The 26838-nt window shown below is 63.5% G+C and carries 18 protein-coding genes and 1 tRNA gene; 15 read left to right on the top strand and 4 right to left on the bottom strand.

What is annotated here, in order from left to right; translation table 11 throughout:
• The 10 genes from N1058_RS23375 to rpoC all read left to right on the top strand — a co-directional run.
• A partial coding sequence (locus tag N1058_RS23375; protein WP_476739416.1) for an EF-Tu C-terminal domain-related protein occupies window positions 1-255 on the top strand: 255 nt, incomplete at its 5' end.
• A gap of 104 nt (window positions 256-359) precedes the next feature.
• Window positions 360-435: transfer RNA gene (locus N1058_RS23370), tRNA-Trp, on the top strand.
• Between the two features lie 365 nt (window positions 436-800).
• A complete protein-coding gene (gene secE, locus N1058_RS23365; RefSeq protein WP_265519990.1) occupies window positions 801-1004 on the top strand; it encodes a preprotein translocase subunit SecE in 204 nt (67 codons plus the stop codon).
• Window positions 1005-1039: 35 nt separating this feature from the next.
• Window positions 1040-1567 (top strand): transcription termination/antitermination protein NusG, encoded by a 528-nt coding sequence (nusG, locus tag N1058_RS23360; RefSeq protein ID WP_265519989.1) that lies wholly within the window; start codon window positions 1040-1042, stop codon window positions 1565-1567.
• Between the two features lie 142 nt (window positions 1568-1709).
• Window positions 1710-2138, top strand: a complete 429-nt coding sequence (gene rplK, locus N1058_RS23355) for a 50S ribosomal protein L11 (protein WP_265519988.1) — start codon at window positions 1710-1712, stop codon at window positions 2136-2138.
• A 4-nt stretch (window positions 2139-2142) separates the two neighbouring features.
• Window positions 2143-2844, top strand: a complete 702-nt coding sequence (gene rplA / locus N1058_RS23350) for a 50S ribosomal protein L1 (RefSeq protein ID WP_265519987.1) — start codon at window positions 2143-2145, stop codon at window positions 2842-2844.
• Between the two features lie 353 nt (window positions 2845-3197).
• The gene (gene rplJ, locus N1058_RS23345; protein WP_265519986.1) at window positions 3198-3716 is read left to right on the top strand and encodes a 50S ribosomal protein L10; all 519 of its coding nucleotides are present in this window, start codon (window positions 3198-3200) and stop codon (window positions 3714-3716) included.
• 51 nt (window positions 3717-3767) lie between these two features.
• The gene (rplL, locus tag N1058_RS23340) at window positions 3768-4142 is read left to right on the top strand and encodes a 50S ribosomal protein L7/L12 (protein WP_265519985.1); all 375 of its coding nucleotides are present in this window, start codon (window positions 3768-3770) and stop codon (window positions 4140-4142) included.
• A 182-nt stretch (window positions 4143-4324) separates the two neighbouring features.
• The gene (gene rpoB / locus N1058_RS23335) at window positions 4325-8464 is read left to right on the top strand and encodes a DNA-directed RNA polymerase subunit beta (protein ID WP_265519984.1); all 4140 of its coding nucleotides are present in this window, start codon (window positions 4325-4327) and stop codon (window positions 8462-8464) included.
• 150 nt (window positions 8465-8614) lie between these two features.
• Window positions 8615-12820: a DNA-directed RNA polymerase subunit beta' gene (rpoC, locus tag N1058_RS23330; protein WP_265519983.1), complete on the top strand. Its 4206-nt coding sequence runs from the start codon at window positions 8615-8617 to the stop codon at window positions 12818-12820.
• Between the two features lie 328 nt (window positions 12821-13148).
• Here the strand turns inward: rpoC and N1058_RS23325 are convergent, their stop codons facing one another.
• The 4 genes from N1058_RS23325 to N1058_RS23310 form a co-directional block, all read right to left on the bottom strand.
• Entirely contained in the window at window positions 13149-13436 is a 288-nt protein-coding gene (locus tag N1058_RS23325; RefSeq protein ID WP_265519982.1) for a PTS sugar transporter subunit IIB, read from the bottom strand.
• On the bottom strand, window positions 13433-13936 hold the full coding sequence (locus tag N1058_RS23320) for a PTS sugar transporter subunit IIA (RefSeq protein ID WP_265519981.1): 504 nt from the start codon (window positions 13934-13936) through the stop codon (window positions 13433-13435). The genes N1058_RS23325 and N1058_RS23320 overlap by 4 nt, the downstream gene beginning before the upstream one ends.
• The gene (locus N1058_RS23315; RefSeq protein WP_265519980.1) at window positions 13933-15363 is read right to left on the bottom strand and encodes a PTS galactitol transporter subunit IIC; all 1431 of its coding nucleotides are present in this window, start codon (window positions 15361-15363) and stop codon (window positions 13933-13935) included. The genes N1058_RS23320 and N1058_RS23315 overlap by 4 nt, the downstream gene beginning before the upstream one ends.
• 237 nt (window positions 15364-15600) lie before the next feature.
• Window positions 15601-15882, bottom strand: coding sequence for a transcriptional regulator (locus tag N1058_RS23310; RefSeq protein WP_265519979.1), 282 nt, complete (start codon window positions 15880-15882; stop codon window positions 15601-15603).
• 450 nt (window positions 15883-16332) lie between these two features.
• On the opposite strand from N1058_RS23310, the gene N1058_RS23305 reads away from it, so the two are divergent.
• The 5 genes from N1058_RS23305 (at window position 16333) to tuf (ending at window position 26838) form a co-directional block, all read left to right on the top strand.
• Complete coding sequence (locus tag N1058_RS23305; protein WP_265519978.1) at window positions 16333-22020, top strand: DUF7507 domain-containing protein; 5688 nt, start codon at window positions 16333-16335, stop codon at window positions 22018-22020.
• Between the two features lie 558 nt (window positions 22021-22578).
• Window positions 22579-22950, top strand: coding sequence for a 30S ribosomal protein S12 (gene rpsL / locus N1058_RS23300; RefSeq protein WP_036480279.1), 372 nt, complete (start codon window positions 22579-22581; stop codon window positions 22948-22950).
• 60 nt (window positions 22951-23010) lie between these two features.
• Complete coding sequence (gene rpsG, locus N1058_RS23295; protein ID WP_265519977.1) at window positions 23011-23481, top strand: 30S ribosomal protein S7; 471 nt, start codon at window positions 23011-23013, stop codon at window positions 23479-23481.
• A gap of 30 nt (window positions 23482-23511) precedes the next feature.
• On the top strand, window positions 23512-25602 hold the full coding sequence (gene fusA, locus N1058_RS23290) for an elongation factor G (RefSeq protein ID WP_265519976.1): 2091 nt from the start codon (window positions 23512-23514) through the stop codon (window positions 25600-25602).
• A 60-nt stretch (window positions 25603-25662) separates the two neighbouring features.
• A complete protein-coding gene (tuf, locus tag N1058_RS23285; protein WP_265519975.1) occupies window positions 25663-26838 on the top strand; it encodes an elongation factor Tu in 1176 nt (391 codons plus the stop codon).

Genomic DNA, 26838 nt, shown 5'->3' with positions numbered 1-26838 from the left:
ATCCTGACCAAGGAGGAGGGCGGCCGCCACACGCCGTTCTTCACCAACTACCGTCCGCAGTTCTACTTCCGCACGACGGACGTGACCGGCGTGGTCTCGCTTCCCGAGGGCACGGAAATGGTGATGCCGGGCGACAATGTGACGGTCGATGTCGAGCTGATCGTGCCGATCGCCATGGAGGAGAAGCTGCGCTTCGCCATCCGCGAAGGCGGCCGCACCGTCGGCGCCGGCATCGTCGCATCGATCACCGAGTAAGGTGTTGGCGGAAGGCTGGGGATTATCCCAGGCCTTCTGCTTTTTCCTTGATGCGCGGTCCATCTGCGCATAGATAGCGGCGTGCCGCGTTGAACGGCATGCACAGGGGTATAGCTCAGTTGGTAGAGCGGCGGTCTCCAAAACCGCAGGTCGCAGGTTCGAGCCCTGCTGCCCCTGCCAGCCGTTTCTCGAGGGTGATCCGGTGTCCGTTTCCAGCGCGTCACCCCGAAATCGGGTCTCGCAAGGCTTGATGCGCGGATTCAATGTATGGCAGCATGCTTTGTGTGTCCGAATGGGCTCAAGGAACTGCAAAGGTCTTGCGTATCGGAAGAATCGCAACTATGTAGGTGCTCAGATAGACGGTGCGTGGAGCCGGGAGCGGCTTTACGCGCCTTTGTTGCATGTGTGGACTACACCTGATTCGCCGGTTGGCATTTCGGGCATGTTGCACGGAGCGGAGGCGGCGCTGAGCCGTTTTTGCGGGAAATTCTCCGGGATGTTCCGATCGGAACGTCCTTGGGCGCTTCAAAAATAAAGAGCGATAGATGGCGTCGAAGACCACGAACCCCTTTACGTTTCTTCAGCAGGTTCGATCCGAGACCGCGAAGGTCACTTGGCCGTCGCGGCGCGAAACGCTGATTTCGACCGTTATGGTACTGGCATTTGCCACGCTGGCCGCGCTCTTTTTCTTTGCCGCAGACCAGCTGATGTCGCGGGCAATCGAGCTGATCCTCCAGATCGGCGTTTGAATTACACGTCTGCGGCTTAGGGAGACATTTTTGCGATGACTGCGCGGTGGTATATTGTCCACGCCTATTCCAATTTTGAGAAGAAGGTTGCCGAATCCATCGAGGAGCAGGCTCGCCAGAAAGGGCTGAGCCATGAGATCGATCAGGTCGTGGTGCCGACCGAGAAGGTTGTCGAGGTGCGCCGCGGCCGCAAGGTGGACGCCGAGCGCAAGTTTTTTCCGGGCTATGTCCTGGTAAAGGCCAACCTTACGGACGCCGTGTTCAGCCTGATCAAGAATACGCCGAAGGTGACCGGGTTCCTGGGTGATTCCAAGCCTGTGCCGATCACCGAGGCCGAAGCCGAGCGTATTCTGGTCCAGGTCCAGGAGGGTGTCGAGCACCCCAAGCCGTCGGTGACCTTCGAGGTCGGCGAACAGGTGCGGGTTTCGGACGGTCCTTTCGCTTCCTTCAGCGGTTTCGTTCAGGAAGTCGACGAGGAGCGGTCGCGCCTCAAGGTGGAGGTTTCGATCTTCGGGCGCGCCGTGCCCGTCGATCTGGAATTCGGTCAGGTCGAAAAGGGCTGATCGGGCGCGCCGGCTCCGGCTGGCGCTGAAATGGTGGAAGGGCAGGGCGGCGTAGCCGGTCGCTTGGAGCCCGAACCACCGAACTGCAACCGCCGGCCCATTCCTTGCAAGGGTGGCCGGCAGAACAACAAGGCAGACAGAGATGGCTAAGAAAGTTGCAGGCCAGCTCAAGCTTCAGGTTCCCGCAGGGTCGGCCACGCCGTCGCCCCCGATCGGTCCTGCGCTTGGTCAGCGTGGCATCAACATCATGGAATTCTGCAAGGCGTTCAACGCCCAGACGCAGGAAATGGAAAAAGGTTCGCCTATCCCGGTCGTGATCACCTACTACCAGGACAAGTCGTTCGCCTTCACCATGAAGACCCCGCCGGTGAGCTACTTCCTCAAGAAGGAAGCCAAGCTCAAGTCGGGCTCCAAGGAGCCGGGCAAGGTGGTCATCGGCCAGATCTCGCGCGACAAGGTGCGTCAGATCGCCGAGGCGAAGCTGAAGGATTTGAACGCAACGAACGTGGAAGCGGCCATGCGCATGGTCGAGGGCTCCGCCCGTTCCATGGGCCTCGAAGTGGTGGGCTGAAGACATGGCGACAAAACTTGCAAAGCGCGTGGCCAAGACCCGCGAAGGCATCGACCCCAACAAGCATTATTCGCTTGAGGAGGCCGTCAAGCTTCTGAAGGAGCGTGCGATCGCCAAGTTCGACGAGACCGTCGAAGTGGCCATGAACCTGGGCGTCGACCCCCGTCATGCGGACCAGATGGTGCGCGGCGTGGTCAACCTGCCGAACGGTACTGGCCGCAATGTGCGCGTTGCCGTCTTCGCCAGGGGCGACAAGGCCGAAGAAGCCAAGGCCGCAGGCGCGGACATCGTCGGCGCCGAGGATCTGGTAGAGACCGTGCAGAAGGGCGAGATCGATTTCGACCGCTGCATCGCGACGCCCGACATGATGCCGCTGGTCGGCCGTCTCGGCAAGGTGCTGGGCCCGCGCGGCCTGATGCCGAACCCGAAGGTCGGCACCGTGACGCCCGATGTGGCTTCGGCCGTCAAGGCTTCCAAAGGCGGCGCCGTCGAGTTTCGCGTCGAGAAGGCCGGCATCGTGCATGCCGGCGTCGGCAAGGCTTCGTTTGACGACAAGGCGATCGCGGAGAATATTCGCGCTTTTGCCGATGCCGTCATCAGGGCCAAGCCGGCCGGCGCCAAGGGCAACTACCTCAAGCGCGTTGCGCTGACGACGACGATGGGCCCGGGTTTGAAGATCGACCCGTCGACGCTCGCCGTATCGTAATTCTTCACCCGGGGAGCCAGCTCCCCGGGTGAGACCGTTCCGGACCGGCAACGGTTCCGGGAGCCGAGGGGAAACCCTCGGCAAGTCCTGTCCGAGACTGCAGGCGGCTCGCCTTAATACGATAATGAGCCTGCATGAGACGGGTGCGACCCGAAATTTTGCCTGTTCGATCAGGCGGATGGAAGGTTCGAACCGTGTATGCCTTTTGCCTGTTCCCCGGTTCTGCCGGGATGGCGAAAGGGGGCAGGATCCTCGAACGTCGTTCGGGTGATCCAGGAAATGGATAGCCCGGCCGGCAAAAGGCAACCCGGCGGCATCGTGCATCAAAACGTGCCGTCTAATGGAGAAAGGCTGTGGACAGAGCGGAGAAACGCGAATTCGTCACGGGCCTGAACGAGGTGTTCAACAGCACCGGTTCTGTGGTCGTGGCGCATTATACCGGGCTGACCGTCGCGCAGATGAACGACCTCAGGTCGAAGATGCGTGAGGCAGGCGGTACCGTCAAGGTCGCGAAGAACCGTCTCGCCAAAATCGCTCTTCAGGGAACGCCGTCCGAAAGCATTCAGGTCCTCTTCGAGGGACAGACCCTGATTGCCTATTCGGACGATCCGGTTACGGCCCCCAAGGTCGCCTCCGACTTCGCCAAGGGCAATGACAATCTTGTCATTCTCGGTGGAGCGATGGGGACGACCGCGCTCGACGCGGACGGTGTGAAGGCGCTTGCCTCGCTGCCGTCGCTGGACGAGCTGAGGGCCAAGATCGTCGGCATGATTTCTACGCCGGCAACCCGGATCGCCCAGGTCGTCAACGCGCCGGCAGGAAACCTTGCCCGCGTATTTGGCGCCTATTCCCGGAAGGACGAGGCGGCATGAGGCCGTTCCAGACCATCAACACACGTTCGAACTTTGCAAAGGAAATGAAGAATGGCTGATCTTGCCAAGATCGTTGACGATCTTTCCAACCTCACCGTCCTCGAGGCGGCTGAACTGTCGAAACTGCTCGAGGAGAAGTGGGGCGTGTCCGCCGCTGCTCCCGTGGCTGTGGCTGCTGCCGGCGGTGCCGCGCCGGCCGAAGCTGCTGAAGAGAAGACCGAATTTGACGTTGTGCTGGCCGATGCCGGTGCTCAGAAGATCAACGTCATCAAGGAAGTCCGCGCCATCACGGGCCTCGGTCTGAAGGAAGCCAAGGACCTGGTCGAAGCCGCTCCCAAGGCCGTCAAGGAAGGCGTGTCGAAGGACGAGGCCGAGAAGGTCAAGGCGCAGCTCGAAGGCGCTGGCGCCAAGGTTGAGCTGAAGTAATACGGTTTTCGGCCCGCCGGTTTCGCCGGCGGGCCGGACCAGAATTCGAAGCGAGAAAACCTATTTCCTGAGGGCCGAAATCGGCCTTTAGGAAACGGGTTTTTACCCGTTTGGATTGGTCGTCCACGTGACGGCCCTTTGATGGTGGCAGGCAAGCCAGGCAAGGCAGGCAAGGAGCGACGATGGCCCAGACCCAGACATTCAACGGTCGCAGGCGCGTACGCAAGTTTTTCGGGAAGATTCCGGAAGTTGCGGAGATGCCGAACCTCATTGAGGTTCAAAAAGCATCCTATGATCAGTTCCTCATGGTCGAGGAGCCCGAAGGCGGGCGCGGCGACGAGGGGCTTCAGGCGGTATTCAAGTCGGTCTTCCCGATCTCCGACTTCGCCGGCACAGCGATGCTCGAATTCGTGTCCTACGAGTTCGAGGCACCCAAATTCGACACCGAAGAGTGCCGCCAGCGCGATCTGACCTATGCGGCGCCGCTGAAGGTGACGCTGCGCCTGATCGTGTTCGATATCGACGAGGACACGGGCGCCAAGTCGATCAAGGACATCAAGGAGCAGGACGTCTATATGGGCGACATGCCGCTCATGACGTCCAACGGCACCTTCATCATCAACGGCACCGAGCGCGTGATCGTGTCGCAGATGCACCGCTCGCCGGGCGTCTTCTTCGACCACGACAAGGGCAAGTCGCACTCGTCCGGCAAGCTGCTGTTCGCCGCGCGGGTCATTCCCTACCGTGGGTCCTGGCTCGACATCGAGTTCGACGCCAAGGACGTCGTCCATGCCCGCATCGACCGCCGCCGCAAGATCCCCGTGACGTCGCTTCTGATGGCGCTCGGCATGGACAGCGAGGAAATCCTGTCCACGTTCTATGACCAGATGACCTATGTCCGCGATGGCGAGGGCTGGCGCGTGCCTTACGCCGTGGATCGTTTCCGCGGTATGAAGGCCCCCGTCGACCTGGTCGATGCCGATAGCGGCGAGGTCGTTGTGGAGGCGGGCAAGAAGATCACCGCCCGCCAGGCGCGGCAGCTTGCCGAAAAGGGCCTGAAGGCCATCCGCGCAACCGAGGAAGACCTGCTTGGCAACTACCTTGCCGAGGACATCGTCAACCCGGAGACCGGCGAGATCTTCCTGGAAGCCGGCGACGAGATCGACGAGAAGACGCTCAAGGTCCTGCTCGAGACGGGCGCCACGGAGGTGCATTTTCTCGACATCGACCACGTCAATATCGGCGGCTATATCCGCAACACGCTGGTGGCCGACAAGAACGAGGGCCGCCAGGACGCGCTGTTCGACATCTATCGCGTCATGCGTCCGGGCGAGCCTCCGACGCTGGAGACGGCGGAAGCGATGTTCAACTCGCTGTTCTTCGACGCCGAGCGCTACGACCTTTCGGCCGTTGGCCGCGTCAAGATGAACATGCGGCTTGAGCTCGACTGCCCGGACACGGTGCGCGTGCTGCGCAAGGAAGACATCGTCTCGGTGGTCAAGACGCTGGTCGAACTGCGCGACGGCAAGGGCGAAATCGACGATATCGACAATCTCGGCAACCGCCGCGTGCGCTCGGTCGGCGAGCTTATGGAGAACCAGTACCGCGTTGGCCTCCTGCGCATGGAGCGCGCCATCAAGGAGCGCATGTCGTCAATCGAGATCGACACGGTCATGCCGCAGGATCTCATCAACGCCAAGCCGGCGGCCGCCGCCGTGCGCGAGTTCTTCGGCTCCTCGCAGCTCTCGCAGTTCATGGATCAGACCAACCCGCTGTCGGAGATCACCCACAAGCGCCGCCTGTCGGCGCTTGGACCGGGCGGACTGACGCGTGAGCGTGCTGGCTTCGAGGTGCGTGACGTGCACCCGACGCATTACGGCCGCATCTGCCCGATCGAGACGCCGGAAGGCCCGAATATCGGCCTGATCAACTCGCTCGCCACCTTCGCCCGGGTCAACAAGTACGGCTTCATCGAGAGCCCGTACCGCAAGATTATCGACGGCAAGGTGTCGCACGAGGTCGTGTATCTGTCGGCCATGGAAGAGGCCAAGCACTATGTCGCGCAGGCCAATGCCCAGCTCGACAAGGACGGCTCGTTCACCGACGAGTTCGTGATCTGCCGCCATTCGGGCGAGGTGCTGATGGCGCCGCGCGAGAATGTCGACCTAATGGACGTGTCGCCGAAGCAGCTCGTTTCGGTTGCCGCCGCGCTCATCCCGTTCCTTGAGAACGATGACGCCAACCGCGCTCTGATGGGCTCGAACATGCAGCGTCAGGCCGTGCCGCTGGTGCGCGCCGAGGCGCCGTTTGTCGGCACAGGCATGGAGCCGATCGTGGCGCGCGATTCCGGCGCCGCAATCGCTGCCCGCCGCACTGGCGTGGTCGATCAGGTGGACGCGACCCGTATCGTCATCCGCGCAACGGAAGACGTGGACGCCTCGCAGTCGGGCGTCGACATCTACCGGCTGATGAAGTTCCAGCGCTCCAACCAGAACACCTGCATTAACCAGCGTCCGCTGGTGCGAGTGGGCGACCTGATCAACAAGGGAGACATCATCGCCGACGGCCCGTCGACGGATCTTGGCGACCTGGCGCTCGGCCGCAACGTGCTGGTCGCCTTCATGCCATGGAACGGCTACAACTACGAGGACTCCATCCTCCTGTCCGAACGCATCGTCCGCGATGACATCTTCACCTCGATCCACATCGAGGAATTCGAGGTCATGGCGCGCGACACCAAGCTGGGGCCGGAAGAGATCACGCGCGACATTCCGAACGTTTCGGAAGAAGCGCTGAAGAACCTCGACGAGGCCGGCATCACCTATATCGGCGCGGAAGTGCAGCCCGGTGATATCCTCGTCGGCAAGATCACGCCGAAGGGCGAGAGCCCGATGACGCCGGAAGAAAAGCTTCTGCGCGCCATCTTCGGCGAGAAGGCCTCCGACGTGCGCGACACCTCCATGCGCATGCCGCCCGGCACCTACGGCACGGTCGTTGAAGTGCGCGTCTTCAATCGCCACGGCGTGGAGAAGGACGAGCGCGCCATGGCGATCGAGCGCGAGGAAATCGAGCGGCTCGCCAAGGACCGTGACGACGAGCAGTCGATCCTTGACCGCAACGTCTATACGCGCCTTGCCGACATGCTGAATGGCAAGGAAGCAATTGCCGGACCGAAGGGCTTCAAGAAGGGCGGCAAGCTCAACGCGGAGGTCCTCGACGGATATCCCCGTTCGCAGTGGTGGCAGTTCGCCCTCGAGGACGAGAAGCTGCAGAGCGAGCTCGAAGCGCTGCGTGCCCAGTACGACGAGTCCAAGAAGGCGCTCGAGCAGCGCTTCATGGACAAGGTCGAAAAGGTTCAGCGCGGCGACGAGATGCCCCCCGGCGTGATGAAGATGGTCAAGGTCTTCGTCGCGGTGAAGCGCAAGATGCAGCCCGGCGACAAGATGGCCGGCCGGCACGGCAACAAGGGTGTCGTTTCGCGCATCATGCCGATCGAGGACATGCCGTTCCTCGATGACGGCACTCATGTGGACATCGTGCTGAACCCGCTCGGCGTGCCAAGCCGCATGAATGTCGGCCAGATCCTGGAGACACATCTGGGCTGGGCCTGTGCCGGCATGGGCAAGCAGATCGGCGACTTGATCGATGCCTACAACGAAAAGGGCGACATCAAGCCGCTGCGCCAGACCATCGAAGGCCTGATCCCGGCCAATGAGCGCAACGAACCCGTCCGCGACTATGACGATGACAGCGTCATCGAGTTGGCCAAGCAGATGCGGCGGGGCGTTTCCATCGCCACGCCTGTCTTCGACGGTGCGCATGAAGCTGACGTCAACGACATGCTCGAAGCCGCCGGAATGAACACCAGCGGTCAGGTCACGCTCTTTGACGGACGTACGGGTGAAGCTTTCGACCGACAGGTCACTGTGGGCTACATCTACATGCTCAAGCTGCACCATCTGGTGGACGACAAGATCCACGCCCGCTCGATTGGGCCGTATTCGCTCGTCACCCAGCAGCCGCTGGGCGGCAAGGCGCAGTTCGGCGGTCAGCGCTTCGGCGAGATGGAGGTCTGGGCCCTGGAAGCCTATGGCGCTGCCTACACGCTGCAGGAAATGCTGACGGTGAAGTCGGACGACGTGGCAGGCCGCACCAAGGTCTACGAGGCCATCGTGCGCGGCGACGACACTTTCGAGGCAGGCATTCCCGAGAGCTTCAACGTGCTCGTCAAGGAAATGCGTTCGCTGGGCCTCAATGTCGAGCTGGAGAATACCAGCGCGGTCGACCAGGGCATTCAGCAGCTGCCTGATGCAGCCGAGTAACAAGCGATTGCGCCGCGGCTTTCAAGGCCGCGGCGCAGCTGACCCGCGTCGCGGACGCGGCGACCAGGAGATAGAGGCCATGGGCCCGCTGGACGCCCGCCACGACGGCAGATTGATGAAGGGACGAGATGTCCCGCAAAGGAGATCGGCATGAACCAAGAGGTCATGAACCTGTTCAACCCTCAGGCGCCGGCACAGACCTTCGATTCCATCCGGATTTCGCTGGCCAGTCCCGAAAAGATCCTGTCCTGGTCCTTCGGCGAGATCAAGAAGCCGGAGACGATCAACTACCGCACGTTCAAGCCCGAGCGTGACGGCCTGTTCTGCGCGCGCATCTTCGGCCCCATCAAGGATTACGAGTGCCTGTGCGGTAAGTACAAGCGCATGAAGTACAAGGGCGTCATCTGTGAGAAGTGCGGCGTCGAGGTTACGCTGTCGCGCGTTCGCCGCGACCGCATGGGCCATATCGAACTGGCCGCGCCCGTGGCGCATATCTGGTTCCTGAAGTCGCTGCCCTCGCGCATCGGCACGCTGCTTGACATGACGCTCAAGGATATCGAGCGCGTTCTCTACTTCGAGAACTACATCGTAACCGAGCCCGGCCTGACGGCGCTAAAGGAAAACCAGCTCCTCTCCGAAGAGGAGTACATGATGGCCGTCGACGAGTATGGCGAGGATTCCTTCACCGCCATGATCGGTGCTGAGGCGATCCACCATCTGCTCGAGATCATGGACCTCGACAAGATCGCGGGCGACCTGCGCTCCGAGCTTGCCTCGACGACATCCGAACTGAAGCAGAAGAAGCTCCTGAAGCGGCTGAAGGTGGTCGAGAATTTCATCGATTCCGGCAACCGCCCGGAATGGATGATCATGAAGATCGTCCCGGTCATCCCGCCGGACCTGCGTCCGCTGGTGCCGCTCGACGGCGGCCGCTTTGCGACGTCGGATCTCAACGATCTCTATCGCCGCGTGATCAACCGCAACAACCGCCTGAAGCGGCTGATCGAGTTGCGCGCGCCCGGTATCATCATCCGCAACGAAAAGCGGATGCTTCAGGAATCGGTCGATGCGCTGTTCGACAACGGCCGCAGGGGCCGTGTCATCACGGGCGCCAACAAGCGTCCGCTGAAGTCGCTATCCGACATGCTCAAGGGCAAGCAGGGCCGCTTCCGCCAGAACTTGCTCGGCAAGCGCGTCGACTATTCGGGCCGCTCGGTGATCGTGACCGGCCCCGAGCTCAAGTTGCACCAGTGCGGCCTGCCCAAGAAGATGGCGCTCGAGCTTTTCAAGCCCTTCATCTATGCCCGCCTCGACGCCAAGGGTTACTCCTCGACGGTGAAGCAGGCCAAGAAGCTGGTCGAAAAGGAAAAGCCGGAAGTCTGGGATATCCTCGACGAGGTGATCCGCGAGCATCCGGTTCTCCTGAACCGTGCGCCGACGCTCCACCGCCTGGGCATCCAGGCGTTCGAGCCCGTGCTGATCGAGGGTAAGGCGATCCAGCTTCACCCGCTGGTCTGCACCGCCTTCAACGCCGACTTCGACGGCGACCAGATGGCCGTGCACGTGCCGCTGTCCATCGAGGCGCAGCTTGAAGCGCGCGTCCTGATGATGTCCACCAACAACATCCTGCACCCGGCTTCCGGCGCACCGATCATCGTGCCGTCGCAGGACATGGTTCTGGGTCTCTACTACCTGTCCATCATGAACCAGAACGAGCCGGGCGAGGGCATGGTTTTCGCGGACATGGGCGAACTGCACCATGCGCTGGAAAACAAGGTCGTTACGCTGCATACGAAGATCAAGGGCCGCTTCAAGACGGTCGACGCCGACGGAAAGCCGGTCTCGCAGATCCACGAGACGACGCCCGGCCGCATGATCATCGGCGAATTGCTGCCGAAGAACGTCAATGTGCCGTTCGACGTCTGCAACCAGGAGATGACCAAGAAGAACATCTCCAAGATGATCGATACGGTCTACCGCCACTGCGGCCAGAAGGATACGGTCATTTTCTGCGACCGCGTCATGCAGCTCGGCTTCGGTCATGCCTGCCGGGCCGGCATCTCCTTCGGCAAGGACGACATGCTGATCCCGGACGCCAAGGTCAAGCTGGTGGCCGAGACCGAGGCGCTCGCCAAGGAGTACGAGCAGCAGTACAATGACGGCCTGATCACGCAGGGCGAAAAGTACAACAAGGTCGTCGACGCCTGGGCCAAGTGTTCGGAAAAAGTCGCCGACGAGATGATGAAGCGCATCAAGGCGATCGAGTTCGACGACAACGGCCGGCAGAAGCCGATGAACTCGGTCTACATGATGTCGCATTCGGGTGCGCGTGGTTCGCCCGCCCAGATGCGCCAGCTTTCCGGCATGCGCGGCCTGATGGCCCGTCCGGACGGCTCCATCATCGAGACGCCCATCATCTCGAACTTCAAGGAAGGCCTGACCGTGATGGAGTACTTCAACTCCACCCACGGCGCCCGCAAGGGACTGGCCGACACCGCCTTGAAGACCGCGAACTCGGGCTATCTTACGCGCCGTCTGGTCGACGTCGCGCAGGATTGCATCGTGGTCACGCCGGACTGCGGCACCGACAAGGGCCTGACGATGCAACCCATCGTCGACGCCGGTCAGGTGGTCGCATCCATCGGTCAGCGCGTGCTGGGCCGCACATCCCTGGACGATATCGTCAACCCGGCCACCGACGAGGTCATCGTCAAGGCCGGCACGCTGATTGACGAGCGTGATGTCGAAGCCATCGAGAAGGCCGGCATCCAGACGGTACGCATTCGTTCGGCGCTGACCTGTGAAATGCGCAGCGGCGTCTGCGCGGTTTGCTACGGCCGCGATCTGGCACGCGGCACGCCGGTCAATATCGGCGAGGCCGTCGGCGTCATCGCCGCCCAGTCGATCGGCGAGCCGGGCACCCAGCTCACCATGCGCACCTTCCACATGGGCGGTACTGCACAGGTGGTCGATCAGTCGTTCCTCGAGGCTTCGTTCGAAGGCACGGTCAAGATCCGCAACCGCAACGTGGTGCGGAACTCCGACGGCCATCTGGTCGTCATGGGCCGCAACATGGCTGTCCTCATTCACGATGAGGCCGGTGCGGAACGCGCTTCGCATCGTGTGGCATACGGTTCGCGCATCTTCGTGGACGAAGGCGACAAGGTAAAGCGCGGACAGCGCATCGCCGAGTGGGACCCCTACACCCGCCCGATGCTGACCGAGATGGAGGGCACGGTTGCCTTCGAGGATCTGGTCGACGGCGTTTCCGTACAGGAGACGACGGACGAGTCCACCGGCATCACCAAGCGCGAGGTCATCGACTGGCGTTCCACGCCGCGCGGATCGGACTTGAAGCCGGCGCTCACCATCCTCGATTCCAAGGGCAAGGTCGCAAAGCTCGCCCGTGGCGGCGATGCGCGCTTCCTCCTTTCGGTGGAGACGGTGCTTTCCGTCGAACCCGGCGCCAAGGTTGCGCCCGGCGACGTCGTGGCTCGCATCCCGACCGAGAGCGCGCGCACCAAGGACATCACCGGTGGTCTGCCGCGGGTGGCCGAGCTCTTCGAGGCACGTCGCCCGAAGGACCATGCCATCATCGCCGAGATCGACGGCACGGTGCGTTTCGGCCGCGACTACAAGAACAAGCGCCGCATCATCATCGAGCCGCATGATGCGACGCTGGAGCCGGTCGAGTACCTCATCCCGAAGGGCAAGCCGTTCCATCTCCAGGACGGCGACGTCATCGAGAAGGGCGACTACATCCTGGACGGCAACCCGGCGCCGCACGACATCCTGGCGATCAAGGGCGTGGAAGCGCTTGCTTCCTACCTCGTTAACGAAATCCAGGAAGTCTACCGGCTGCAGGGCGTGTTGATTAACGACAAGCACATCGAGGTGATCGTTCGCCAGATGCTGCAGAAGGTCGAGATCACCGCACAGGGCGATTCGACCTATATTCCGGGCGACCATGTCGATCAGATCGAGTTCGACGAGGTCAACGATCGCCTGGTCGAAGAGGGCAAGAAGCCGGCCGAAGGCCAGCCGGTGCTGCTCGGCATCACCAAGGCTTCGCTGCAGACGCCGTCCTTCATCTCCGCCGCCTCGTTCCAGGAGACGACGCGGGTGCTGACCGAGGCGGCTGTCGCGGGCAAGATCGATTCGCTCCAGGGCCTCAAGGAGAACGTCATCGTGGGCCGCCTGATTCCGGCCGGTACCGGTGGCGCGATGAGCCAGATCCGGCGCATCGCCCGCTCGCGCGACGACTTGATCCTCGACGAGCGCCGCAAGGAATCGGGCGTCCAGATGGCCGATCCGGTTCTGGCCGACATGTCGGAGACTTCGGGACCGGCCGAGTAACGCGCGGTCCTGCTGAACAAAAAAAGCCGCCGGAGCCAGCTCCGGCGGCTTTTGTTATGGAGCGGTGTGATGACTTCAGGACGGATCAAACGCGCCTACCGTCATCCCGGCCGATCGCAGGGAGAGCCGGGATCCATTGAGAGGCGCGGCCGGTCTCCGCAGAAGGGGTGGGCAGTGCTGAGATGCGCCAAGGCGAGGACCGGGCCGCGCTCTATGCTGTTCTTCCAATAGGCCCCGGATAGCCCTGACGGGCTTCCGGGGTGACGGCGGCAGGGCGAGAGCGAATCAAATTGAACTCATCTCCAGTGGCATTCCGGGGGTGAGCGCCTCAATCGCGTAGTTCCGACTCGATCCTGTCCAGCGCTTCGGCCTTTCCCATGCCCGTCAGGAAGGCGAGGGTGGTGATGTGGGGCACGCCCAGATTGTCCGGAAGCTGGGTCGTGGAGACGACGAGGTCGATCCCGCCCAGCTCGGAGCGCACCTCCGTCGCCTTGCACTGGCGAGCGTCGATCTCGATCCCGCGCTCCTTCATCGCTTCGACCACGGCGTTCGATACGACCGTCGAAGTGGCGATGCCCGTTCCGCAGGAAAACAGGACGCGCTTCCTGATGCTCATTGATTTTCTCCCATTGTCTCGGATCGTGTACCCGATTGCGTGCCGAGCAGACCGCGGATCTCGGCGACCGATCCCGCGGCAACCAGCCGCTCGACGGTTTCGGGGGCCTGGATGGCCGTCATGACGGCTTGCAGCATTTCGATCTGCCGATCTTTGTGATTGAGCGCCAGCATGAAGACGACCCCGACCGGCACGGCCTCGTCAGCGTCCTCCATATTGGCGAAATCGACCGGCGCTGCAAGCGTTGCCAGTGCCACACCCGGCTTGAGCACGTGCACCGGATCCGTGTGAGGCACGGCGACATTGACCTGCCGGCCGAGCGGCAGTCCGGTCGGCAGCTTCCGTTCCCGCTCGACCACCGCCTCGGCAAAGCTCGGCTTGACATAGCCCAGCCTTTCCAGCCTGCCGGCCAGGAGACGGATCACCTCCTCCCGGTCATTGGCCTCGACCCCGAGCAATATGGCCTCGGGGTCGAGCTCTTGGACAAGGCTCGCGCTCATGCGGGGGCCTTTGTGGCGGCGGGTACGGGAACCTCGCCGTCGTCGTCCTCGGCACCGGCCGCCCGCTCCCACGCCGCCATGTTGCGGCGGTAGAACCAGAAGCTGCCGGCGATCAGCAGAGCCAGCAGCGCCAGCCCGGCTGCGCCGAAGCCGCGGATGGCGGCAATGACGGCATAGGAGATCCACAGGAAGCCGTCGACGACCGAGGTGATCTGGACCGCGTTTTCAGGCATCTCGAAGCCTGATGCGACCGCAGCGTCCGTGAAGAGGGGCGCCAGCGCGTTGGCGACATAGAAGCCGAGCACCAGCGTGACGGTGCCGACGATCACCATGCGGAAGACGTTGCCCCGCAGGAGCGGTGCCGTCATGGCGACGATGAAGGGAATGACCGCCAGATCGGCAAACAAGATAACCCGGTTGCCAGGCAGGATGATCGACAGGACAATGGCGATCGGAACCAGGATGAGCGACGACGATATTGCCGCAGGGTGCCCGATCAGGATGGCCGAATCGAGCCCGACAAGCAGTTCCCGGTCGCCCGTCCGCTTGCGCACGAATTCCTGGGCTGCCTCCGAAACGGGCAGCAGGCCCTCCATGAGGATCTTCACCATGCGCGGCAGAAGCAGCATCACGGCGGCCAGTGTCATTCCGGTCTGCAGCACCTTCGACAGGACCGTGCCGAAGTCGCCCGCATTGTAATATGCGATCGCGCCGAGCACGAGGCCGATGATCAGGCCGAGGACGACCGGCTCGCCGAAAACGCCGAAGCGGCGCTCGATGGTCTCGGTGCTGATCTCGACCTTGTTGAGGCCTGGGATGCGCTCGATCGCCCAATTGACCACGATGGCGATGGGCAGGATCTGCGCGGATGCCAGATGCGGGACGGAAACGCCCGGAATGCCGTAGAACTTCTGCACCGCGCGCGCCGACCAGTCCGCAAACAGCAGCGCCAGCGCCGCCATCAGCGCGGCGATCGCAAGCCCGTAGACCAGGCTGCCGGTAGCCGCCACGGCAAGCGAGCCGATGAAGGCAAAATGCCAGAAATTCCACACATCCACATTCAGCGTCCGGGTCAGCCGGGTCAGAAGCAGGACGATGTTGACGGCGATGCCGATGGGAATCACCCAGAGCCCGACCGACGAGCCGAAGGCGATGGCCGCCGCCGACGGCCAGCCGACATCCACGATGTCGCGCTGGATCCCTGTATTGGTGACGATGGCCTGGGCCACATCGCCGATGGAGCCCAGCATCAGGCCCAGCACCAGATTGATGCCGATGAAGGCGACGCCGATGGTGACGGCGGCGCGGAACGCCTTGCCCGCACGGGCGCCGAGAACGACGGCGATGACGAAAATGACGATGGGCAGCAAAACCGTGGCGCCCAAAGTGTCGACGGCCGCCTTGAGGCCGCTTAGAAACGCATCCATTTCTTCCTCCCCCGAAGGCCTGGGCCTCCGCTTGCGCCAGAGCGCCGTGCGTCCGTTCGGACGCTACACAAGGACGCTCCATCTTGTGTTTCCGCATCTGCGGACGTCGGGTGACCCCACCCGACCGCAAATGCGGCAGAACAATTGTTGTATGTTCTGAACATAAGTTATGCCGGCCGTGCCGGCCCTGTCAATCTGGCCACCGGCGGAGCGCCGCGCAAGCGGGGAGGGGGCGCCTCAGGCCGGCTCCTCGAAGGTGACGATGGCAATCTCGCCCTCGGTGGCGCCCTGCCAGGCCGACAGGTGCGGCTCCTCCTCCGGCGCGCCTTCCATATCGCCGATCTGGTCGAGCTCCGCTTCGGCGTAGCCTTCCTGCGCGAGCGCCTCCAGCGCCATGCGTACCGCGGTGTCGTCGTCGGGGGCGACCAGCATCACGTGGACCCCCTCGCTTTCAGCGCCGGCTTCGCGCCATACGCGGCCGGTGATGATGGTGACGGGGCGTTCTTCTTCGTCGGTCATGGGTCGATTCCTGATCGTATGATTCTGCGCGGTTACGGGCACTTCCCCGTCTTATAGACCGTGGGCCCGGTGCCCGGCCAGCGCACCGCGCGCCGTAACCGTGGCTTTTCCCATGGGAGTAGGGGCGTCCCCTGGCCATGGAAGGGCGCTTCGGCCCCCACGTTTACCGTAACCATACCCTTTGGACACTGATCGGCATGCCCGCCGCCGCCTAATGGTGCTGACGAATCTGTACCCGGCCCTGAGTCGGTCCGTGGCTGTCCCGCCTGCCTAAAGGCCCCCGCCACATTGCGTTCTTCGACAGTAGCCGCGTCGCCCGGCACCGGGCCTTCACCGTGACACCGCTCGCGCAATGGGGATTCCATGTCCAATCTGCTTCAGACCCTTCTTTCATATTCAGCAGTCCGTCGCGGCAAAGCGACGGCGAGCGCCAGCGTTCCGGTCTCTCCGATGCCCGCCGCAAGAGCCGGGCGCTCCAACCCGCGCATCGGCCCCAGGCTCGCGCGCATGGCGTTCGGCATGGCCGCGGCGCTCTGGGGTCTGGGTTTGGCGAACACAGCCAGCGCGCAGGTGCAGAGGAGCTTCATTAATCTGGGGTTCGAGCAGCCGGTATTCGGTGGCGGCTGCTCATGGGCGATCATACCGAGCGCTAACGTTCCCGGCTGGGAGACGACACACCCGGTGGCTGCCGGCAATTGCGGCTACGGGTCCGGGCAACTGATCGAATTGTGGAAGAGTGGGTACAACGGCGTTCCCTCGCGCGCGGGAGGGCAGCACGCCGAGCTCAATGCCAGTCAGGCTTCGCGCATTTACCAAAGTGTCTGCGTCTTGCCGAACGATGAGATCGGTTGGCAGTTCAGCCATACAGGTTACGACAACAGCGGCCTCTTTCGCACCGATGTGATGGAGTTCAAGCTGGGCGCGGCGGGCAACCGCGTGGTGCGCGCCGGCACAACGACCGCCGGCGGCGGCGGTGTTACGACCTGCTATAACGAAGGCGGTGTCTCGGGCAACACCTGCACGTCCTCGCGATCGGGCAGATGGCGGGACTATTCAGGCAGCTTCACCTGGTCTGGCGCCGCCAGCGTTCAGCAGTTCGGCTTTGAAGCCATTAGCAGCGCTGGGCCTGCCAACGGCAATCACATCGACCAGATTCAGCTGACGATCCTGCCGCTTGTGGAACTGACGGGGCCTTCGTCCGGCCCGGAGAGCGAGCCGAGCGCCGATCTGCCGCAGCTTCTGGTCAGCGGCAATCTGCCCGCGCCGCTTGACGTGGCCGTCAACATTACCGGCGGCACGGCGGTGCTGGGCAGCGACTTCTCGACGCCGGGTGGGGCGAGCCCGTTCACGATGACGATACCGGCGGGCAACTATGCCGGCGAGGCCTTTCCGCTCGGAGTGCAAATCGTCAAGGACTCCGTTTCCGAGCCGGACGAGACCATCGAGTTCGAGATTGTGGAGAACACTGCTGCCTATGTGTTGAGCAGCACGCAGAGCTGCGGGGCGGCGGCGATAGCCACGACCACCTACACGGTCCTGGACGAGGTGATCGCGCTGGAGAAGGCGGGGACGCTGGACGATGGCGGCGATGGCAGGGCCGATGCGGGCGACGTGATCGATTATGCCTTCACCGTCGCCAATACCGGCTCGGTCGACCTGACCAATGTCACGGTCACCGATGCGACGGCGGGTGTGACGGTCTCGGGCGGCCCGATCAGCCTTGCGGCGGGCGCCTCCGACAGCGCGAGTTTTACCGCCACCTATACGCTGACACAGGCCGATATCGACGCCGGATCGTTCCAGAACCAGGCCGAGGTTTCGGGTGCGGTGGCGGCGACGGGCTTCATCGTCACCGATCTTTCGGACGATCCGGCGGACGCGACGGACACGGATACCAACGGCAATGGCAATCCCGACGACCCGACGGTGGTGCCGCTGGCGGCGGCGGGATCGCAGGCGCTGGAGAAGGCGAGCACGCTGAACGATGCGAACGGCAATGGCCGTCCGGATGCGGGGGAGGCGATCGACTATGTATTCACGGTGACCAATACGGGCAATGTGTCGCTGATCGACATCGTGATCACCGACGACAAGGCGACGGTGTCGGGCAGCCCGATCGCCGGGCCGTTGGCGCCGGGGGCGTCGGACGGTTCGGCGACGGGGGTCTATACGCTGACCCAGGCCGATATCGACGCGGGGCAGGTGGAAAACAGCGCCGAGGCGACGGGGCAGGATCCGCAGGGCAATAGCGTCACGGCCCAGTCGGCGCCGCCGGGCGGCAATCCGGGCGATCCGACGGTGACGGCGATGGCGCAGGAGGGCGAGAGCGACTTCGTCAAGGAGGCGAACCACAACGACGCCAACGGCAACGGCCAGGTCGATGTGGGCGAGGTGATCGACTACAGTTTCACGGTCGAGAACACCGGCAATGTGAGCCTGACGGACATCGTGGTGACGGATTCGAAGGCGACCGTCACCGGCAGCCCGATCCCCGGGCCGCTGGCGCCGGGGGCGGTGGATGCGACCAGCGTGACGGGCACCTACACGGTGACCCAGGCGGACGTGGACAGCGGCGGCGTGGACAATGTCGCCGAACTGACCGCCAAGGACCCCAATGGCAACAATGTGACGGCGACCTCGCGCCCGCCGAACGGTGCTCCTGGCGCTCCAACCAGCTTCCCGATCGCCGGCGATCCGCGGTTGAGCGTCGAGAAGACGGGCACGTTCATCGTGCCGGACGACGATGCCAACGGCAACGGGGTTCCCGATGCCGGCGAGAGTGTGCGCTACGCCTTCACGGTGACCAATACGGGCAATGTGAGCCTGGCCGACATCGCGCTTTCCGATCCGGATGCGGCGGTGTCGGGCGGGCCGATCGCCAGCCTTGCCTCGGGCGAGAGCGACACGACGACCTTCACCGCCAGCCATGTGCTGACCCAGGCCGATGTCGATGCGGGCCAGGTGCTCAACCAGGCGACGGCGACGGGCACGCCGCCGGCCGGCGCCCCGGTCACCGATCTGTCCGACGATCCGGCCGATCCGACCGACAATGATGCCAACGGCAACGGCAACCCCGACGATCCGACCGTGCTGACGCTGACGCAGAGCGGGTCGAGCGACCTCGTCAAGGAATCGGCGCTCAACGACGCCAATGGGAACGGCTTTCCCGATGTGGGCGAGACGATCGACTATGCCTTCACGGTCACCAATACGGGCAACGTGACGCTGACCGATATCGTGATCACCGACGACAAGGCGACGGTGTCGGGCAGCCCGATCGCGAGCCTTGCGCCGGGTGAAGTGGATTCGACCAGCGTGACCGGTGTCTATACGATCACGCAAGGAGACATCGATGCCGGCACGCTGGAGAACACGGCGGATCTGACCGCCAAGGACCCGAACGGCGACGATGTGACGGTGCGGTCGCGTCCGCCCGGCGGCAATCCGGGCGATTCCACGCCGACCGAGTTCGCGCAGAACCCGGCGCTGGCGGTGGAGAAGACGGCGGCGCTGGTCGATGCCGACGGCAATGGCTTCGCCGATGCCGGCGAGACGGTCGAATACAGCTTCAAGGTCGCCAATACCGGTAATGTGACGCTGTCGAACATCACCCTTTCCGATCCGCTGGTGGCGGTGTCGGGCGGGCCGCTGATCCTTGCGCCGGGCGATGAGGACACGGCCGGCTTCACCGGCACCTATGTGCTGACGCAGGCCGATGTGGATGCCGGCGAGGTGGTCAATCAGGCAAGCGCGACGGGCATGTCGGCAAAAGGCGACACGGCCACCGACCTGTCGGACGATCCGGCCGACCCGACCGACAACGACGCCAATGGCAATGGCAATCCCGACGATCCGACGGTTTATCCGCTGCCGCAGAACGCCCGCGTCCTGCTGCATGAGACGGGCGGGCTGATCGACGCCAACGGCAATGGCCGCGCCGATGCCGGCGAGATCATCCGCTTTGCCTTTCAGCTCTTCAATACCGGCAGCGTGACGCTTTCCAACCTCGTCGTCGACGACCCGACCGACGACGATGTCGAGGGCGGGCCGCTGGCCTTTCTGGCGCCGGGCGCGACCGACACGGCCACCTTCACCGAGGACCATGTCATCACCCAGGCCGAGATCGACGCCGGCAGGCTGGAGCGCCATTCGGAGGTGCATGCCGACACGCCCAAGGGCGTGACGATCTCGGTCCTGTCGGACGATCCGACCGACCCGACGGACGAGGACAAGGATGGCGACGGCAATCCCGACGATCCGACCGTCTTCACCTTCGAACAGGTGCCCGCCATCGAACTGGAGCTGACCGGTTCTGTGGTCGACGCCGACGGCGACGGCTTTCCCGATGCCGGCGAGGCCGTGGCCTATGTCTTCACGGTGAGGAACACCGGCAATGTGACGCTGTCGAACATCACCATTCCTTCGTTCGACGTGGAGCTCAAGGAGGCCGCGCCCGCCTCGGCCGCGGCGATCCGGCCGCTGGCCCTGGTGCCGGTGGGCGGCACGCTGGCCAGTCTGGCGCCGGGCGAGGAGGATGCCGCCACCTTCGCCTCGTCCTATCCGCTGACCCAGGCCGAGCTGGATGCCGGCCGCATCGACGCCACCGCCACGACCGCCGCATCGGCGCCCGATGGCGATCCGGTGTCCGACATCTCCGACGATCCGGCCGACGCCACCGAGGCCGATCCCGAGGGCGACGGCGAGCCGGACGATCCGACGGTGCTGCTTTTGCCGCAGAACGCGGTGCTGGCGCTGGAAAAGTCCGGCATCGTCGACGATGCCGACGGCAACGGCTTCGCCGATCCGGGCGAGGGGCTTCTCTACAGCTTCACCGTGGAGAACACCGGCAATGTGACCGTCGACGACGTCACCCCGTCCGATCCCGGCCCGCGCTTTGACGGCCATGCGCCGGCCGGCAGCCTGTCTTCCTTCGATCCGGGGCCGGTGCGCCTTGCGCCGGGGGAGGCCCAGGTCTTCACCGCGACCTACAGCCTGGCCGCCGCCGATCTCGACCATGTGCTGGGCGTCGAGGAAGGCGTGGTCAACGAGGCCGCCGCCGCCGGCCGCTCGGCCCGCGACGGGGGTGAGGTAGTCTCGCCGCCGGCCTCGGCCGTCATCACCCTGCCGGGCTTTGCCATCACCAAGACGGCACGGCAGAAACAGGTCATGCGCGGCGGGCGCGTGCCCTACACCATCACCGTGCGCTCGCTCACCGACGGGGCGGCGACCGGCACGGTGGTCGACCAGATGCCGGCCGGCTTCGCCTTCCTGGAAGGCTCGGCCAGCGTCGACGGCGTGGCCGCGGCGCCCGAGGTCGAGGGCCAGTTCCTCACCTTCAAGGACCTGACCATCGCCTCCGATGCGGATACGGTGATCGAACTGTCGCTGGTCGCGAGCGCCTCGGCCAAGCCCGGCAAATATGTCAACCGGGCGCGCGTGCTCGCCCCCAATGGCAGGCCGCTCACCCGCGACGCCACGGCGACCGTGGAAGTGGTGGTCGAGCCGGTCTTCGACTGCGGCGACGTCATCGGCAAGGTGTTCGACGATGCCAACCGCAACGGCTATCAGGACGACGGCGAGCGCGGCCTTGCCGGCGTCCGGGTGGCCACGGTCAATGGGCTGCTGATCGCCACCGACAGGCATGGCCGCTTCCACGTGGCCTGCGCCGACCTGCCCGACCAGCGCATCGGCTCGACCTTCCTGATGAAGCTCGACACCCGCACCCTGCCGACCGGCTACAGGCTCACCAGCGAGAACCCGCGCGCGGTGCGGCTGACCGCCGGCAAGGCCTCGCGCCTCAACTTCGCCGCCGCCATCGGCCGGGTGGTGCGGCTCGACCTGACGGCCGAGGCCTTCGAGCCCGGCGCCACCGCGCTCCGGCCCGAATGGGAGGCTGGCCTCGACCGGCTGATCGCCGTGCTGGCCACCGAGCCGGCAACGCTCAGCCTTGCCTATATCGACCCCGACACCGACCGCAGGACCGCCGCCAAACGCACCAGGGCCGTCCGCAAGCTCATCCAGCACCGCTGGAAACAGTCCGCCCCCAAATACACCCTCACCATCGAAACCCGCGTCCAGACCAAAAGCCCGGCCAGAACACGCATGCCAACAGACCAAACGCTGCCGGTCTACAAGTGAACGACACCGCACCCGCACCGCCTCTCCTGCCCTGGCCGGGGAGGCGGTGCCACGACGAAACGTTCCTGGCCTGGTGCTTCGGCAAAGGGAATCGCATCGCCCGCACGGCGATTCGTTCGAAGACGGGCGAGTTGCCATCGGATGCGGATTTCAAGCAAAGTTCGCAACTATCGCCGGCCTAGTTTTTCCAGCTTGCATCGCTATATCCCCTCAGTTGGGCCGCGCTGAGCGTATCGCGCTGAAATTCCAGGAAACCGGCGCAAGATAATTGCCCAACGGGGTTGACGGTTTCCGGAGTTGCGAGTAATACCCGCCTCGTCTGAGCCGATGTGAGACTTTCTTTTCCGGAGCGACACGCTCTGGAGTTTGCCTCAAACAGGGTTCGTTTTAACGAGCGACAGACTATCCGGCGCACGAAGCGGCTTCCGCTTCCTCTGCTTTGTTCGGGCAAGACCGCCAGAAAAGCGGTTGATGCCCGAATTCGCGCATGGAACGTCTGTTTTCGTACGAACGGTCCCCGTTCGACTGAGACCATGATTTGTAAAGAGGGAAGGTTTAATGCCGACCGTAAGCCAGTTGATCCGCAAGCCGCGCCAAGCGCCGGTGAAGCGTAACAAGGTTCCCGCCATGCAGGCCAACCCGCAGAAGCGGGGCGTTTGCACGCGCGTTTACACGACTTCGCCGAAGAAGCCGAACTCGGCCATGCGCAAGGTGGCGAAGATCCGGCTTGCAAACGGCTTTGAGGTGATCGGCTACATTCCGGGCGAAGGCCATAATCTTCAGGAGCACTCCGTGGTGATGATCCGCGGCGGTCGCGTGAAGGATCTTCCCGGCGTGCGCTATCACATCATCCGTGGCGTGCTCGATACGCAGGGTGTGAAAAGCCGCAAGCAGCGCCGCTCCAAATACGGCGCGAAGCGTCCGAAGTAGGGTTTTCCGGCTTCGGCGCTTTTGTTTTGCGCCGGGCCTTGAAGGTGAGAGACGAAGAAGATGTCCCGACGTCACCGTGCAGAAAAGCGCGAGATCAACCCGGACCCGAAATTCGGCGACGTGGTTGTGACCAAATTCATGAACGCCGTCATGTTCCACGGCAAGAAGTCCGCTGCCGAGCGAATCGTTTATGGCGCCCTGGACCAGGTTCAGGAGAAGGCCAAGCAGGAGCCCGTGACGGTGTTCCATCAGGCACTGGACAATGTCGCGCCGCATGTGGAAGTGCGCTCCCGCCGTGTCGGTGGCGCCACCTACCAGGTGCCGGTCGATGTGCGCCCCGAGCGCCGTCAGGCGCTGGCCATCCGCTGGCTGATCACTGCCGCGCGCAACCGCAACGAGACCACCATGATCGACCGCCTTTCCGGTGAACTCATGGACGCCGCCAACAATCGCGGCACGGCAGTCAAGAAGCGTGAGGACACGCACAAGATGGCCGAGGCCAACCGCGCTTTCTCGCACTATCGCTGGTAGCGCCGGAACCGGATCGAAGAGGTACGCAAGATGTCCCGCGAATATAAGCTCGAAGATTACCGCAACTTCGGTATCATGGCGCATATCGACGCCGGCAAGACCACGACGACCGAGCGCATTCTGTTCTACACCGGCAAGTCCCACAAGATCGGCGAAGTTCATGACGGCGCCGCGACTATGGACTGGATGGAGCAGGAACAGGAGCGTGGCATCACGATCACCTCCGCTGCTACGACCACTTTCTGGCAGGGCCGCGATGGCAAGAAGCGCCGCTTCAACATCATCGACACGCCCGGACACGTGGATTTCACCATCGAAGTGGAGCGTTCGCTGCGCGTGCTCGACGGCGCCATCGCGCTGCTAGACGCCAATGCTGGTGTGGAGCCGCAGACCGAGACGGTTTGGCGTCAGGCCGACAAGTATCATGTCCCGCGCATGATCTTCTGCAACAAGATGGACAAGATCGGCGCCGACTTCTACCGCTCGGCCGAGATGGTCAAGACGCGCCTCGGCGCGCAGGCCGTCATCATGCAGTTGCCGATTGGTGCGGAGAGCGAGTTCGAAGGCGTCATCGACCTGATCGAGATGAAGGCGCTCATCTGGCAGTCCGAGAATCTGGGCGCGGCCTGGGATATTCTCGACATCCCTGCCGACATGCAGGCCAAGGCCGAAGAATATCGCGAGAAGCTGATCGAGGCTGCCGTCGAGATGGACGAAGGCGCGATGGAGCGCTACCTCGAGGGCGAGATGCCGTCGAATGACGAGATCCGCAAGCTCATCCGCAAGGGCACGATCGACGTCAAGTTCTTCCCGATGTTCTGTGGCTCGGCCTTCAAGAACAAGGGTGTTCAGCCGCTTCTGGACGGCGTGGTCGATTTCCTGCCGTCGCCGCTCGAAGTTCCGGCGATCAAGGGCATCGACCCGAAGACCGAAGGCGAGATCGTACGCGTTTCGTCGGACGACGAGCCGCTCTCCATGCTGGCCTTCAAGATCATGAACGACCCGTTCGTCGGTTCGCTGACCTTCTGCCGCATCTATTCCGGTGTCCTGAACAAGGGTGTCGGCCTGCAGAACACGGTAAAGGACAAGCGCGAGCGTATCGGCCGCATGCTGCAGATGCACTCCAACTCGAGGTCGGACCTGGAAGTGGCCTATGCCGGCGACATCGTCGCCCTGGCGGGCCTGAAGGAGACGACGACGGGCGACACGCTTTGCGACCCGTTGAAGCCGGTCATTCTCGAGCGTATGGAGTTCCCCGATCCGGTTATCCAGATCGCGATCGAGCCAAAGACCAAGGGCGACCAGGAGAAGATGGGCCTTGCGCTCAACCGTCTTGCCGCCGAGGATCCGTCTTTCCGCGTTCGGTCCGACGAAGAGTCCGGCCAGACCATCATTGCCGGCATGGGCGAGCTTCATCTCGACATCCTGGTCGACCGCATGAAGCGCGAGTTCAAGGTCGAGGCCAATGTCGGCGCGCCGCAGGTTGCCTACCGCGAGACCATCACGCGGGAAGCCGAGATCGACTACACGCACAAGAAGCAGTCCGGCGGTTCGGGCCAGTTCGCCCGCGTGAAGATCGTTTTCGCGCCCAACCCGGAAGGCGAGGATTTCGTGTTCGAATCCAAGATCGTCGGCGGGTCGGTTCCGAAGGAATATATTCCCGGCGTACAGAAGGGTATCGAGAGCGTTCTGTCGTCCGGTCCGATCGCGGGCTTCCCGATGCTGGGCGTCAAGGCGACGCTCATCGACGGCGCCTATCACGATGTCGACTCGTCGGTTCTTGCTTTCGAGATCGCCGCTCGCGCGGCCTTCCGCGAAGGTGCCCAGAAGGCCGGAGCCCAGCTTCTTGAGCCGATCATGAAGGTCGAGGTGGTGACGCCGGAAGATTATGTCGGCGACGTGATCGGCGATCTGAATTCGCGGCGCGGCCAGATCCAGGGCACGGAGGCTCGCGGCATCGCTACGGTGATCAATGCCATGGTGCCGCTGGCCAACATGTTCAAATACGTCGACAATCTGCGCTCGATGTCCCAGGGCCGCGCCCAGTACACGATGCAGTTCGACCATTACGAGCCGGTGCCGACGGCGGTGGCTCAGGAAATTCAGAAGAAATACGCGTGACCCTGCCGGTTCACGGCGAATCTAAGAGCCTGAACAGGCAAGAGATAATGGAGACCTCACATGGCCAAAGGTAAATTCGAGCGTAACAAGCCGCATGTGAACATCGGTACGATTGGTCACGTTGACCATGGCAAGACGTCGCTGACGGCTGCGATCACGAAGTATTTCGGCGAGTACCGGGCCTACGACACGATTGACGGGGCGCCGGAGGAGAAGGCGCGCGGCATCACGATTTCGACGGCGCATGTGGAATATGAGACGGAAGCCCGTCACTATGCGCATGTCGACTGCCCGGGCCACGCCGACTATGTGAAGAACATGATCACCGGCGCGGCGCAGATGGACGGGGCGATCCTGGTGGTTTCGGCGGCCGACGGTCCGATGCCGCAGACGCGCGAGCACATTCTTCTGGCCCGCCAGGTTGGCGTTCCGGCGGTTGTGGTGTTTTTGAACAAGGTCGACCAGGTCGACGATGCGGAGCTTCTGGAGCTGGTCGAGCTTGAGGTTCGCGAGCTTCTGTCGAGCTACGACTTCCCCGGCGACGACATTCCGATCGTCAAGGGTTCGGCGCTGGCGGCGCTGGAGGATTCCAACAAGGAGATCGGCGAGGACGCGATCCGCGCGCTGATGGCCGAGGTGGACAAGTACATTCCGACGCCGGAGCGTCCGATCGACCAGCCGTTCCTGATGCCGATCGAGGACGTGTTCTCGATCTCGGGCCGCGGCACGGTGGTGACGGGGCGTGTCGAGCGCGGCGTGATCAAGGTCGGCGAGGAAGTGGAGATCGTGGGCATCCGCGACACGTCGAAGACGACGGTGACGGGCGTCGAGATGTTCCGCAAGCTTCTGGACCAAGGCCAGGCGGGCGACAATATCGGTGCGCTGATCCGCGGCGTCGACCGCGAGGGCGTGGAGCGCGGCCAGGTTCTGTGCAAGCCGGGTTCGGTGAAGCCGCACAGGAAGTTCAAGGCCGAGGCCTACATCCTGACCAAGGAGGAGGGCGGCCGCCACACGCCGTTCTTCACCAACTACCGTCCGCAGTTCTACTTCCGCACGACGGACGTGACCGGCGTGGTCTCGCTTCCCGAGGGCACGGAAATGGTGATGCCGGGCGACAATGTGACGGTCGATGTCGAGCTGATCGTGCCGATCGCCATGGAGGAGAAGCTGCGCTTCGCCATCCGCGAAGGCGGCCGCACCGTCGGCGCCGGCATCGTCGCATCGATCACCGAGTAA

Source organism: Nitratireductor luteus (assembly GCF_026162365.1).
Taxonomy (GTDB): Bacteria; Pseudomonadota; Alphaproteobacteria; order Rhizobiales; family Rhizobiaceae; genus Chelativorans; species Chelativorans luteus.
Note: the sequence above shows the minus strand (reverse complement) of the source record. Positions and strands in the feature narration are given on the sequence as shown.